The organism is Allochromatium warmingii (assembly GCF_900107145.1).
GTDB lineage: Bacteria > Pseudomonadota > Gammaproteobacteria > Chromatiales > Chromatiaceae > Thermochromatium > Thermochromatium warmingii.
On the sequence record NZ_FNOW01000035.1, the window covers coordinates 1 to 13,968 of the forward strand.

Sequence of the window (13,968 nt, forward strand, 5' to 3'; positions counted from 1 at the left end):
CGGACACATCGCGCCGATTCAAGCACTCAAGGACTGGCAACAACAATGCCCCGAACGCTTCAAAAAGCGTGTCTATAATCTCGCGGGACTTGACACCTACCGCACTACAACCGACCCCGAATCCGTCCACGCCCGCAGACTTGGCCGGTACATATCCTCAACGATTGCGGCAGGATGCGCAAACACGCCGGGTGATACCGCCCGCACGCGATACGCTAATTGAAATTGCGTTGGATCACTGGCAGTACGATCCAGCGCGGCAATAAAGCGATCAGCGCGAAATTCGCTATGCTTGGCCTCATTTTGTAAACCCAGCCAGTCAATTCCGGCTATTTCACCAGACCGCAGTAAATGCGGATTGTCGATTTCTAATCCTGCCGGAAGTGGATCATCAACAATTAAGCGTGCCGGTCGCTGTTCACTGGCAGTGATTGTCAGCACCGCAATCAAGCGTGCGCCTTGTTCAACTTCAGCTAACGCCACGCGCCGCCCATCGAGATCATAATAAGCGCGTTCAATCCAATAGCCCTGACCGCCCGCCGCTTCTGGCTCGCGTGGTACGCCGGTCGTCGTGACCACAACTTCAACCGGATTTTCATCGCGATTGACGAGCGATAGCGGCTGCGCGGCTAGTTGCGCATCGTCTATATGCCGCTGGAACAGGCCGAGATGCGCCACACCATCGACGCTCAAACTCGGCTGGGCGCTCGACTCCATCAGCGCCCGCGCCGCGAGCAGCAACCATGCCTGTTCTTGGGTGCTGGTGTAGGACTCGCCGACCCACAGCGCCTGAAGCCGCTGGGCGAGTGCCGGTAGATTGACCGCCGCCGCGTCGCTCTCAGCGGCCAGCGTCAGCAATCCCGCGCCATCGCGGAGCACGGAGCCGTAATCGACGCGCCAGCGCCGATCTTCTCGACTCTGCATCAACATATCGAGCGCATTGCGGAATAGCTCTTCAGCGCGTGGGCGGTCGCCGTGCAGCGCCAATGCTGCCGCCAACTGTGCCCGCGCTAAGGGCGTCGCGAAGGCATCGCGCTTGGTGTCGGCGTAATAGCGCAGATCGCCAATCGCGGCCCGACCGTTCCGCGCCAGCACATAAAGTGCATAGGCGATGTCCTCGCCGCCCGAGGTGAAATCTGCGGCATAGCTCAGGTGGTTGCGCAGATTGTCGAGCGCCAAGCGCAGCGGCACATCAGGTACGCTGTAGCCGCTTGCGCGAGCGCGGGTGAGAAAATCGCTGACATAGGCGTCAAGCCAGGCATCGCCGCCGCCGTCGTTGCTCCAAAGGCCAAAACTGCCGCTGCTATCTTGCTTGGCTAATAGCTCGCTAATCGCGGTGCGTACACGCGCATCTACGCCACCATCACCGGCTAATCCGGCGGTCTGCGCTACCGTGTTGAAATAGAGCAGCGGTAGGGCGCGGCTGGTCAACTGTTCGGCACAGCCGTAGGGATAGCGGTCGAGTGCTTGCAACAATCCGGCGACATCCAGCCGCCCCGCGCCACCGCTGGAGACCAGCAGCGATCCGGTGCCGGGCACGCGGTCGGCGAGTCGGTCAGCGTCGAGCCGGAGTTCAGCGCCCGGCGCGAGCGTGATGAACGCGGTGCGACTGGTGCGCGGGGCGTTCGAGCGCACCGGCACGCGCAGGGTTTTGCGCAGTGTCTGACCCGCTGGTGTCAATAGATCGACATGCAACTGACCATCGCCGACCGTTGTCGCCGCGAGTTCAACCTGCGTCTGGCCGCGCTCACCGACAGCCAGCGTCATCTGCGCTTGCGCCGTTTCGGGTGCGACCTGCACCGGCTCGCCGTCAGCCGTGACCGCTAATTCGATCTCACCGCCCGGCCCTTCGACTGCATTCAGCCCCAGCAACAGCCGCGAGCGGTCGCCCGGAGCGAGAAAACGCGGCAGGGTCGGGGTGACGACAAGCGGATCGCGCACGACTAGATCGCGCACCGCATGGCCCACGCCCTCGGTGCTCCACGCCATCGCCATCACGCGCACCGTGCCATTAAAATCCGGAAGCTCAACGGCAACATTGGCACGTCCCTGCGCATCAAGCTGGATAATCCCCGAATGATAGGCCAGCAGTGCTTCGGTCGGCGGCGGGCCTTCGAGATTGAGGCCCATGCTGTCACCGCCAGTGCGCACGATTCCGGGCACACCCTGCATCCGGTCGATCAGCCGTCCATAGAGATCGCGGATGTCGAGGCCGAGTCGCCGTTGCGCAAAATACCAGTCATCGGGCGCGGGCGGCTGATAGCGCGTGAGGTTCAAAATCCCCAGATCGACCGCCGAGACCGTGACCGATACCGGCTGACCGGCTTTGACCCCCGTGACCTGTACCGGAATGTTAATGGTCTGACGCGGGCGTACTGGGCCGCTGAGTTGCGGTGTGTCGGGAAGCGAGAGTGACAGCTTGCGTGCGCCCGGATCAACGCCCGCCCACGTCAAGCCGAGCGCCCGCCCCGGCATTCGCCCGGCGTCCAGATCCATCGGGCGATAGAGCACGGCGGTGACATAAGCGCCCGGCCCCCATTCTGGCGTCACCGGCAGTTCAACCGTTGTCCCCGCTTCGGGGACGGTAACGGCTTTCATCGTAATCAGCCGATCATCGACCACCATCAGCAGCGCCAGCCCAGCAAAACGCGGTTCAAGCCGCACGCGCACCTTGTCACCGACGCGATAACTGGGCTGATCGAGCGAGAGTTTGAGCAGATCGGGCGTGTCTTGGGTTTTGGGCTGGACATACCAACCGGCCTCAAATTCGACATCGACCGGCAGTACGCTACGCTCGTCGCTGCTCAGGGTCAGCCGATAGCGGCCCCAGTCAACCGCCGCTGCGATCCGTCCGGCATCGAGCGCGGTCAGATCGAGCGTGCCATCGGCAACGCGCTCGGTCGTGGTGATGGGTTCATAGTTCCAGCTACCATCGGCGGCGTACCATTGAAAACTGGTTTTGAGCCGCGCCAATGTCCAGCGCACTCCGGATAGTGCCTGACGCTGACCACTGGCATCGAGCGCCAGCGCCTCAAATTGCGCCATGCTCCCTTCCGCAACCGCTCCCTCGAACAGCGGTTTGAGACCGATGCGCGGCTGTTGCGATGCCAGTGGCCGTTTTAACTGACGCTCGACCGGACGCCCGCCGTCTTCAAGCACGCGCACCTGAATCTCGGCCTCAAGTAGCTTGGTCGTCGGTGGCAACGCGGGCAGATCGAGCGCAACCTCAGCGCGTCCGCTGGCATCGGTGCGCCCAGAGGCAAGTGCGGCACCGAATGGCGCTAACTCCTCGCTGGCCAGCCCGAAGTGATAGCCCGGAAAAGCGGCAAGCGTCGCGGTCGGCTGTAGCTGAATCTCACCTTCCAGCGCCAAGCCGCTCGCGGGTGCGCCATAGAGAAACTGCGCCTGAAGCTGAAGCGTCGGCGATGCGGCGGGATCGAGCGGCGCATCCGGTGCATCCAGTTCAAAGGTCAAACGCTCGGGGAGAAAATCTTCGACCAAAAATGCCAGTTCAGCCAGCGCCGGGCCGCTGGGATCGGCATGGATCGCCGCTCGCCAAGTGCCACGCGGCGCGGTTTTGGTCAGCGACACGTCGGCAGCATGACCGCCCTGCCCCTGATCCTGCGTCAGGGTGCGCAGAAACTCGACGCCATCGGGACGTTTGATTATGAACGTGAGCGGCAGATCGGTTACAGCGCGTGCCTGCGCATCGCGCACCAGTGCTGTCAGATGCACCGTCTCGCCCGGACGATAGGCGCCGCGCTCGCTGACCAAATAAACATCTAATGGCTTAGGCGACGGGCGACCAGTGACACCGCGATCACTGAGATCAAAGGGCGCTTGGGTCAGATCGAGAAAGGCATAATCGCCAGCATCCGTTTCTGCGACTAACAGCGCCGGCGCGTTGCCGCCGCTGCCGCGTAGCAGACCGGGATCAAAGTGTGCATAGCCGGTTTTATCGGTCGTCGCCTGCCCGAGAATTTCGTTATTGACGGCGACTAAGCGCACCGCGACCCGTCCCACCGGCTTGGCAGTGGCCAGCGAGCGCACCAGCGCGTGTAGCCCATCATTGCCAGCAAGGGTCGTCAGTCCCAAATCGGACACAATGAACCACTGGGTCGCTAAGGTATTGTCCTCATCCGCCGCATTGCGCGGGCGGGCCGTCAGCGCATAAATTCCGGGCTTGAGTTCCGCCACCAGCGCCCCGACCGGAATCGCGGTGGTCACGTCACGGTTGAGTTCCGATTTGACTGCAATCGTGCCTTTCCACACCGATTCGCCGGTTTTTTCGGCAATGCGCTCGCGATTCCAGCTATCGAGGGTTTGCTCTAACAAGCCGCTCTCAATCACCCGCGTCAAGACGCGATCTCCGAGCCGATGCACCTCGGCTTCTAGCAGATCGGTGTTGACCGAAACTACCGGAATCGCCGCCTCGCCGCCTTTCGGCAGCACATAGGCACGCCCAAAAAAGCGCACCAGCGGTGAGCGATCCCGGACATAGATCTCCAGCTCTGACCCCTTGCTTAGGGTTTCGCCATCGGCGGCGGGCAATCCAGCTCGCACCAGCACCTGATAGCGTTCGCCGTGACGCACACCGTCGATACAGAGTTGTTTCGATTCCGCCTCAATTGGCAGATCGGTACGTGCGCCGACGCGCACAAAATCGGTCAGATGCGGATGACGCAGATCGAGCGGATCGCTGAACTCGATGCAAATGCGCGGACTGGCGGCATCGGATTCGACCGTGTGCCCAGTGATGCGAAACCCATGCTCGGCGACCTGCTGATCTAACAACTGGCGCAATTCTGGTGATTCGACCAGCGCGAGCGCGGCGCGATTAGCCTGAATCGCCGCCCGCCAGTCTTCGCGTTGGGCGAGCGTCCGCGCCAACAGCGCCAGCGTGGCGGCACGGTCATTTCGATTGCGGCTGTGCGCATAGGCGGTGATCGCGGCTGCCGTCGCCTGCTGCCGATGCCGCTGGCGCTCATCCCAGTGCTCACTGGTGATCCCAGCCGTCAGCGCGGATTCAGCCAAGGCCGTCCAGAGTCCGCGATCATCGGGCGCAAAACGCAGAGCGTGCGCGTACAGCGTCGCGGCCTGTGCAGGTTGATTGGCAGTCAGCGCCGAGCGTGCCTGCGCGGTCAGGGTCGCTAACTTGGCATTCGGCAGCGGCGCTGTGGTGAGCGTGGTGACGAGGCGCTGTGCGGCACTCAGTTCACGCGGCGGCAAAAACGCCAGCGGCGGTGGGCGCGTGGGCGTTGCTGGAGTTGCCGGGCGATCTGTGTCTGTGACGGGCGCGGTGACGATTTGACCGGAAATCGCACCGGCAAAGGGTCGGGCATCGGCATAGCTTTCTTTGAGAAAACACCATTGCGCCTTGCTGTTATAGGTAAAGGCTTGGCAGCGGCGGTCATTGACACAGGCGTTTTGACAGTCATCGAGCGAGACCGATTTGAGCGTCGCATAATCGCGCCCGAAATAGTCGATTCCGGGCGTGAGTTCAAGCGACCGTTCAGCGGTCGCGGCCGCTGCAAGCGGCCCGATGCCGAACAGGAAACCGAGCAACAGCAACAGTCGAACACTAACGGAAACCGGCGCGGGAGTGAGCATGGCAGCGATCCCTGTGGATGATGGAACGCATGTCGGACATGGCCGACGCATGAGGTGCAGTTTAGCGCGATTGCTGGCTGCTGCATGGTGACATCATTAGAAGTAGAGTACGCACTGCGTACCCGACTGATCTATAGCGATCATCAATCGCCATCTTCGTATCAATCGATTTTACGGCGCAATCCGCACCGTCTACACTGACCCTTAACCACAACCTGCCGTTTATTGCTTAATCGGAGCTGTTAACTGATCGCTAATTTTTGCCCAAACGTGTTGACAGATGCTCAGGATGAGCATCTTGAGACCGCTAACAGCGGTTTAACGACGAGCTGATAGAGGACATTGCAAGTGGCCAGGCTTCGGTTTGGCGCTTTACCGCACGGGGATGAAACCTCTGGAGAGCTTGATCGATTGAGGGAATCCGGCGCCACTGAGCGTCACGGGCTTGAGTTGGGCGGTTCGCCGCGTCAACCAAGTGCAGATAAATCCATTGAGCAAGTTCGCTCAAGTTAAATGGAGCAGATCGCCGCCATGCCCAACAAAACCAAAGCCAAGCCCATGCCTATCGACATCGGCATTTCAGACGCCAACCGCGCCGCCATTGCGGAAGGACTGTCGCGCCTGCTGGCCGACAGCTACACCCTGTATCTCAAAACACACAATTATCATTGGAACGTCACCGGGCCGATGTTCAACACCCTGCATCTGATGTTCGAGACGCAGTACAACGAACTCGCGCTGGCAGTGGATTTGATCGCCGAGCGTATCCGCGCCCTCGGCCATCCTGCGCCCGGCTCTTATAAAGCCTATGCCGCGCTGACCGGCATTCCCGAAGAAGATGATGCGCCCGATGCTGAAGAAATGATCCGGCGCTTGGTTGCTGGACAGGAAACCGTCGTGCGCACAGCGCGTTCCATCTTTCCGGCTGTCGATGCCGCGCAGGATGAGCCGAGCGCCGATCTGCTGACCCAGCGGATGCAGATTCACGAAAAGAACGCCTGGATGTTGCGCAGTTTGCTTGGTTCCTGAGCATTCGCGCCTGCGCCGCTGTGCCGCTTCAATGCTGCACGCGGCGCACCGCTCGCCTCACACGGATACCGATGGGCGCGAGAACGCTTGAGTTAAATAATCGACTATTCAGTGCGCATTTTTTTAAGCTTAAGATTGACATTCATCTTTGCACGCACGGATTCTAGGGTATAATCGCCGCCCAACACGAACACACAGCACACGCGCTGCACCGCTGACCGACTGACAGTCGTTGAGTTTTTTCTCTATGCTTTGCACCGACGCATATTTATTGACTCAACCGACTCATCCCAAATCAATGATCCTGTTATAACCCAGCTTGATCCCCACCGCGATTGCCATGAATGGCTTGCCTGCTTGATTCGCACGACACCCGTGTTATTCCAATCACGCTATCACGTCACGAACCGACTACTCAGACTGAGTGGCATCGGTCTATTGCCGTGCGTCTGGAATCTATTAAGCACAAGCCGCGTCAAGCGTACTCGCGGTCGATCATTCCGGCAATTTCTAACAGTGATACCAGCAGCGTATGTCTGTAGCGTGTGACAAATTCCGCTCCAACGCGAGTGGTCATGAGGCTGTCTTCAGAGTGAAGGCAGATCATTTAATACCAACCCTGGTTGGTGCGTTTTTATCGATGAGGTTGTTATGGCAGGCGAATTGATTTCTGGAACCGTTAAATGGTTCAACGATGAAAAAGGCTATGGTTTCATCGAGCGCGAAGGCGGCAAGGATGTATTTGTGCATTACAGCGCGATCAATGGCGCTGGGCGCAAGACCCTGGCCGAAGGTCAGCGCGTTACGATGGAAGTCACGCAAGGCCCAAAAGGGCCGCAGGCTGAAAACGTGACGCCCAATTAAGGCGCCGCCAGACCTGATCTAGCCGAGTCGCCTTGCCCGAGGCGGCTCGGTTTTGTGCTGTGCTGTACGCGCCTGATCTCGCGCAACGCTATAATGCGCTGAAGCAGTGTGGAGACGACGCACATGGGACAGGCTACCCGCCACGGGCATTTAACATTTACCGATCATATCGAACGCCTGCTCCGCGAAGGTGGACTGTGGGCGTTTTTGGGTGTGTCGATTTATTTAGCCCTCTCGCTGATTAGCTATTCGCCGAATGATCCAGGCTGGTCGTATATCGGCAATGATCTGGATATTATCAACGCGGGCGGACGTACCGGTGCCTGGTTTGCCGATGCCGCGCTCTATCTCTGTGGCTATTTAGCCTATCTCTTGCCATTTATGATTGCTTGGAGCGCCTGGCTGTTATTTCGCGGGCGTGTGGATGATATAGAAACGAAAACTTGGCTATTCTCGCTGCGCTGGGTTGGGTTTTTTATTACGCTGGCCGCTGGCTGTGGCTTTGCAGCGGTGAATATTCAGGTGACCAGCGATTATTTACCCAATGGCGCAGGTGGCGGCTTGGGATTATTAGTCAGTGGACGGATGCGCGAAAATTTTGGATTTATGGGCGCAAATCTGCTGTTTTTGGGGACGCTGATTATTAGTTTGACGCTCTTTTTTAATCTCTCATGGCTAAAAGTGATTGATCTAATCGGCGCATTGACGCTCAACAGTTATAACCTGATCGAGCGCCTCAGTCAGGGCGGCCGGCGTTCACCATCAACAGAGCGCAAAAAAGCGCGTGGCTGGTTTGGTCAACGGCAGCGATTTGATTTGCCGCATGAGTTGCAGTTAATCGATCCGAATGCCGCGTTATCGCTGTTAAAAACCATGCCAGAGCGCATGAATCGTGTGCGGCGACCGCCTACGCAATTACCGCCCGAAGTGCAAGCCCTGCTGACCGATCCTGATGCGCGGCCGTCGGCGGTGGTGCAAAAAACGGCTCCGGCAGCCGTGAGCGTCGCCGAACCGCCTCCGCCCAAACCAAAGGCCAAAGCGAAACCAAAACCAACGGCGGAACCGAAACCGGAGCCAGCGCCCGCGCCACCTGCCGCACCGCGAGCGGCTCCGGCGGCACCTGTGCGGCGCGATCCCAGTCCCAACCGCCCCAAAACGCCGCCACCTGCGCCCGCCCCAACGCCGCCAGCGGAACCAGAAACCAAGCGCACACCGGAAATCAAGCGGCGTTTATTAGCGACATTTGCCCGTTTTAGCAGTGGCAGCGCCGAGGCGAAACCAGTCACCACGCAGCCGCCGTTGACGCTGCTCGATGCGCCGCGCCCGACTGGACAGGCCGCTTCTGAAGAACAAATTGAGCATATTTCGCAGCAACTTGAAGCCAAATTAGCGCATTTTGGCGTACAGGCGCAGGTGGTTGATGTGTATCCGGGCCCGGTAGTGACGCTGTTTGAGCTGCAACTGGCTCCGGGCGTCAAGGCCAGCAAAATCACTGGTTTAGCGCAAGATTTGGCGCGAGCACTGCGCGTGGTCAGTGTGCGCGTGGTGGAAATTATTCCGGGCAAATCAGTCGTTGGGATCGAAATTCCCAACCCTGAGCGCCAAACCGTGTTATTGCGCACGATCTTTGATTCGCCCTCATATCGGGATGCCAGCTCGCCGCTCACGATCGGATTGGGCACGAATATTTCCGGTTTACCGGTGGTCGCGGATTTGGCGCGGATGCACCATGCGTTGATTGCGGGCACGGCTGATTCCGGCCAGACGGTCGCTATTCACGCGATGATTCTGAGCCTGTTGTATAAATCTGACCCTGAAGCGGTGCGTTTGATTTTGATTGATGCGCCGCCGTTTCAGCTTAGCGGTTATGCGGGGCTGCCGCATCTGCTCGCTCCGGTGATCGCCGATCCAGATACGGCGCTGCAAACGCTACAGTGGTGCGCCAATGAGATGGAGCGGCGGGCACGGCTGATGTCGAAACTCGGTGTGCGCACGATGAGCAGCTATAACCAGCAGCTTGCTGAGGATGCTGACGCGGATCGGGATGCGCCGCCGCTGCAACCCTTGCCGTATATCGTCGTGGTCATCAACGAATTGGCGGCACTGATGCAGGATGCGCCGCAACAGCTCGAAGAATTGTTCACACGTTTTGCGCAAAAAGGCCGTGCTTGCGGCGTTCATCTACTGGTTGCGACCCAATATCCGTCAACCGATGTGTTGACGGAAACGATCAAAGCGGCGCTGCCGACCCGCTTAGCGTTTCAAGTGGCCTCGCGCTTGGATTCGCGCACCATCTTGGATCAACTGGGCGCGGAACAGCTACTCGGGCAGGGTGACATGCTGTATCTACCGCCCGGCGGCAATATTCCGCATCGTGTGCATGGTGCGCTGGTCGATGCGCCGGATATTGCGCGGGTGGTGGCGTTTTTCAAAACACAATACGGTGCGCCGGACTTCGCGTCGGCGACCCGCGATCCGGCACCTGCTGCACCGTCGAATCGTGAATCTACGCCACCGAGCGGCCACATGACCGATCTTGATCCCTTTTTTGATGAGGCGGTGCGGTTTGTGGTGATGCAGCAACGCGCATCTAATGCTGCGCTCCAGCGCCAGTTTCAGATCAGCCAACAGCGTGCAGCGCGACTGATGAGCGAAATGGAGCGCCTCGGTATTGTTGGCCCGACTGAAAATAATGGTGAACGCGCAGTGTTTGCCCCGCCGCCGCGCAAGCGTGATTAAATCATGCGCTTACATTCATTCCAGCGTTAGGTATTCTATTCATGTTTTCTCGATGCGTTCTCTCTCGCACTGCTGCACCGTCTGCCGGTGCGCATGTAGCATGGCTATTATTAGTTTTATTAGTATGCAGCGCAACGCAACCAACGCTTGCGGCTGAAGGGGCGCAACGGGTTGATGATTATCTGAAGTATTTAAATAGTCTTCAGGCTGATTTTGAGCAATTCACTTTTAATGCTGAACGCACGCACATGGCGCAAGCGCGTGGCACCTTATATTTACAGCGTCCGGGGCGGTTTCGCTGGGAATATGCTGATCCAGATAAACAGATCATCATTGCTGATGGCAGTCGGGTTTATGTGCATGATGTTGAATTACAGCAGGTTTCCCATCAAAGCCAAGCCCGCGCCCTACGCGGCACACCGGCATTATTACTCTCGAATGCGGAACCAATTGAACAGCATTTTGAAGCGCGTTCGATTGAAAGCAGCGATGGGCGCGATTGGGTAGAATTGATCCCGAAGGATAAAGAAACAGATGTGGTGCGGATTGAACTTGGATTCAATCAAGACACACTCGACAGCCTGATTATGGAAGATAGCTTTGGGCAGGAAACGCGGCTGAATTTCACCGGCACCCAGCGTAATGTATCACTCAAGCCGGAGTTATTCAAAATTGACCAAAGCGCAGTCGATGATTTTCTATCTTATGATTGAAGATTGTATGATTTGAACCGCACCGGCGCCAAGCACGCAAAGTCTTTTAAGTATTTTTAAAAAATCTTTGTGTTCTTTGCGCCTGCGCGGTTTAAAAAACTACAAACTCAAACTCAACTACTTCTCGCGTGGATATGGCCACGCCATCACACCGCCTTCCATGACTTTCACATTGCGCCAGCCATAGGCTTGCAGAATCGCCGCTGATTCATAACCGCGCAGTGAAATCTTGCAGTACAAAATAATCTCGCGCTCTTTATCTGCTGGCAGTTCATTCAACCGTCCGCGCAGTGCGCCCTGCGGAATCAGGGTTTCACCAATGCCTAAACGCAAGTCTTCAAATTCTTGCGGAGTGCGGGTGTCAATAATAAAACAGTCCGCGCCTGAATCAACACGCTGCTTGACTTCAGCAACCGAAATCCCCTGCATTAAACCGCGCAGTTTATTTTCTAACACATGCGCGGACACAATGACATGATCGAGCGCCAGCGAATACGGCGGCGCATAGGGTAAATCGGCATTGCCGAGATCTTCAATCGTCAAGCGCCCACGAATCGCCATCGCGACCGTTGCCACGCGCTTGCTGACTTCACCCGGGCCGATACATTGAAAACCGAGCACGCGCCCAGTTGCCCGTTCCGCAACCATCAAGCTAATCAATAGCTTGCCTTGCATATACCCCGGAATATCCAATCCCGAAACGGTCGCCGTTTCAATATCATAGCCGAGTGCTCGTGCTTGTCGCGCACTCAGGCCGGTAATGCCGACGGTGTAATCAAAGATCTTGCAAATGCCGGTGTGCGTTACGCCGGGGAAGGTCGCGGTTTCGGGCTGAATTAAATTCTGTCCGATAACGCGCCCTTGTAAATTAGCAATATCGCCATAGGGCGCACGCACTTTGCGTCCGGTAATCAATGAGGTGCATTCGACACAATCGCCGGCCGCATAAATATCGGGATCGGAGGTGCGCATATAGGCATCGACCGCAATGCCGCCCTGCTCGCCGATGGTTAATCCCGCTGCCTGTGCCAGACCAATATTTGGACGCACGCCAACTGCGACTACGGCTAATTCACAGGGTAATTCGGTGCCATTATCTAGCTTAACCGCGCTTAAACGCCCGTGCTCGCCTAAAAATGCGGCGACACCATTGCCGGTAATAATATCCGCGCCATTAGCGCGAATATGATTGGCGACTAAATGCGCGATCTCGGGATCTAAAAACGGCAGAATCGAATCGGTTTTTTCAATTACTGTGGTTTGAATACCCGCAAGATGCAGCGCCTCGCAGACTTCAAAACCAATTAAACCACCGCCAACCACAACGGCGCGACGCACCTGATTTTGATCGCGAATCGCCCGCAGCGCATCGGCATCGCCGAGTGAATGCAGGGTGTGAATACCCGCTAAATCCGTGCCCGGCACCTGCGGAAATAACGGGGTCGCGCCGGTCGCAATCACCAGCCGATCATAGGGCACGAGGCGCTCGTCACCACTGGCCAAATGCCGACAGGTCACGGTTTTGGCGGTGCGATCAATGGCAACTGCTTCGGTGAGCACCAGCGCGTCAATGCGCTTGGCTTTCTCGAAAAAATTCGGATCGCGCACAATGCCGGCCGGCGTACAAATAAGCTGGTTGCGATCATCGAACACGCCGCCGATGTAATAGGGATAGCCGCAGGAGGCCATCGATAGATCGGGATCTTTTTGAATTAACGTGATCGATGCGTGTTCGTCGAGACGCCGCGCCCGCGCTGCCGCTTTTGGGCCAGCCGCCGAGCCACCGATGACAACAATTTTGAGCGGGGATGATGACATAGCAGAATCCTGAAGCATGATCGAATAAGATGTCGGGCGGTCGCGCACGGATCGCGCCGTCTGACATCCGGTGTTGAGCCGGTGAGTGTGCCCGAAGTGTATGACGAACGATTTGAAGATTCGCAAATTCAGCGCCGATGGTTCCCGATGTATCGCCCGTCTTGTCTCCCCGCGCCTGCTGCTGACCTCACGACCCCGCCGTTGCATGGTGGACGCTTGCGCACCGCTGCCGCGCAGTTTGGGCGACCACTGGCCGATTGGCTCGATCTTTCAACCGGCATCAATCCACATGGCTGGCCGGTGCCACCGCTGCCGCCTGAAGTTTGGGCGCGATTGCCTGAGGCCGATGACGGGTTAGAGGCGGCAGCGGCAGCCTACTATGCTGCTGGCGGTGCGTTGCCGCTCGCTGGCTCACAGGCGGGGATTCAACTGCTGCCGACGCTACGCCCGCCCGGGTTGGTCGGCATTCCTGAGGTCGGCTATCGTGAACATGCGTATGCTTGGCATCGCGCCGGACATCGCGTCATCAGTTTGCCCGACGGCGATCCGGGCGCATGGCTCGACACGCAATCCGCAGCCGACCGGCTGGCGGCACTGATCGTCATCAATCCGAATAATCCCACTGGTCGCTGCTGGCCGCTGGCAACCCTGCTGGATTGGCACGCCCGTTTAGCCGCGCATGGCGGCTGGCTGATCGTCGATGAAGCCTTTATGGATGTGACGCCCGAGGCCAGTCTGCTGCCCTATTTGGATCGCCCCGGACTGGTGATTCTGCGCTCACTGGGCAAATTTTTCGGACTAGCTGGGGCGCGTGTCGGATTTTTATATGCTGAAGCGGCCTTGCGCGAATCGGCCGCGCACGCGCTCGGCCCCTGGAGCGTAAGTGGCCCGGCGCGTTGGGTGGCGCGGCTGGCACTGGCAGATCGCGCTTGGCAGCGGGCGCAGCGTCACGCATTGCCGCTTGCATCAGCGCGACTGGCGGCCCTGCTCAAACAAGCGGGCCTGACCCCAACCGGCGGCACGGCGCTGTTTCAATGGGTACAGACAGCGGATGCCGAACGCCTGCATCGGCAATTGTGTACACACGGAATCCTCACGCGCCTCTTTACCCAGCCATCCAGTTTGCGGTTTGGTCTGCCCGGAGCAGCGGCGACTTGGACACGCTTAGAACAAGCGTTGGCGACGCTGGTTTAGG

Annotated in this window: 7 protein-coding genes; 5 read left to right on the forward strand and 2 right to left on the reverse strand. The window is 58.4% G+C overall.

The window, feature by feature from the left end; all coding sequences use genetic code 11:
• Positions 1-96 precede the first annotated feature (96 nt).
• Positions 97-5,610, reverse strand: a complete 5,514-nt coding sequence (locus BLW10_RS10295) for an alpha-2-macroglobulin family protein (RefSeq protein ID WP_091334480.1) — start codon at positions 5,608-5,610, stop codon at positions 97-99.
• Between the two features lie 558 nt (positions 5,611-6,168).
• Between BLW10_RS10295 and BLW10_RS10300 the strand changes: the two genes are divergently transcribed.
• The 4 genes from BLW10_RS10300 (at position 6,169) to lolA (ending at position 10,955) form a co-directional block, all read left to right on the forward strand.
• Complete coding sequence (locus tag BLW10_RS10300; protein ID WP_091334514.1) at positions 6,169-6,639, forward strand: Dps family protein; 471 nt, start codon at positions 6,169-6,171, stop codon at positions 6,637-6,639.
• Between the two features lie 651 nt (positions 6,640-7,290).
• On the forward strand, positions 7,291-7,503 hold the full coding sequence (locus BLW10_RS10305; protein ID WP_091334482.1) for a cold-shock protein: 213 nt from the start codon (positions 7,291-7,293) through the stop codon (positions 7,501-7,503).
• A gap of 123 nt (positions 7,504-7,626) precedes the next feature.
• Positions 7,627-10,242 carry a DNA translocase FtsK gene (locus BLW10_RS10310; RefSeq protein WP_091334483.1) on the forward strand — a complete coding sequence of 872 codons (2,616 nt, stop codon included), beginning with the start codon at positions 7,627-7,629 and terminating at the stop codon, positions 10,240-10,242.
• A gap of 41 nt (positions 10,243-10,283) precedes the next feature.
• Positions 10,284-10,955, forward strand: a complete 672-nt coding sequence (gene lolA, locus BLW10_RS10315) for an outer membrane lipoprotein periplasmic chaperone LolA (protein WP_091334485.1) — start codon at positions 10,284-10,286, stop codon at positions 10,953-10,955.
• 117 nt (positions 10,956-11,072) lie between these two features.
• Here the strand turns inward: lolA and BLW10_RS10320 are convergent, their stop codons facing one another.
• Positions 11,073-12,773 (reverse strand): FAD-dependent oxidoreductase, encoded by a 1,701-nt coding sequence (locus BLW10_RS10320; RefSeq protein ID WP_091334487.1) that lies wholly within the window; start codon positions 12,771-12,773, stop codon positions 11,073-11,075.
• Between the two features lie 147 nt (positions 12,774-12,920).
• Between BLW10_RS10320 and cobD the strand changes: the two genes are divergently transcribed.
• Positions 12,921-13,967 (forward strand): threonine-phosphate decarboxylase CobD, encoded by a 1,047-nt coding sequence (gene cobD / locus BLW10_RS10325; RefSeq protein ID WP_091334515.1) that lies wholly within the window; start codon positions 12,921-12,923, stop codon positions 13,965-13,967.
• Position 13,968 lies beyond the last annotated feature (1 nt).

Excerpts from the sequence above, each read along its gene's own strand:
- BLW10_RS10295 (WP_091334480.1), bottom strand. The coding sequence starts at position 5,610 with ATGCTCACTCCCGCGCCGGTTTCCGTTAGTGTTCGACTGTTGCTGTTG.
- BLW10_RS10300 (WP_091334514.1), top strand. The coding sequence starts at position 6,169 with ATGCCTATCGACATCGGCATTTCAGACGCCAACCGCGCCGCCATTGCG.
- BLW10_RS10305 (WP_091334482.1), top strand. The coding sequence starts at position 7,291 with ATGGCAGGCGAATTGATTTCTGGAACCGTTAAATGGTTCAACGATGAA.
- BLW10_RS10310 (WP_091334483.1), top strand. The coding sequence starts at position 7,627 with ATGGGACAGGCTACCCGCCACGGGCATTTAACATTTACCGATCATATC.
- lolA (WP_091334485.1), top strand. The coding sequence starts at position 10,284 with ATGTTTTCTCGATGCGTTCTCTCTCGCACTGCTGCACCGTCTGCCGGT.
- BLW10_RS10320 (WP_091334487.1), bottom strand. The coding sequence starts at position 12,773 with ATGTCATCATCCCCGCTCAAAATTGTTGTCATCGGTGGCTCGGCGGCT.
- cobD (WP_091334515.1), top strand. The coding sequence starts at position 12,921 with ATGTATCGCCCGTCTTGTCTCCCCGCGCCTGCTGCTGACCTCACGACC.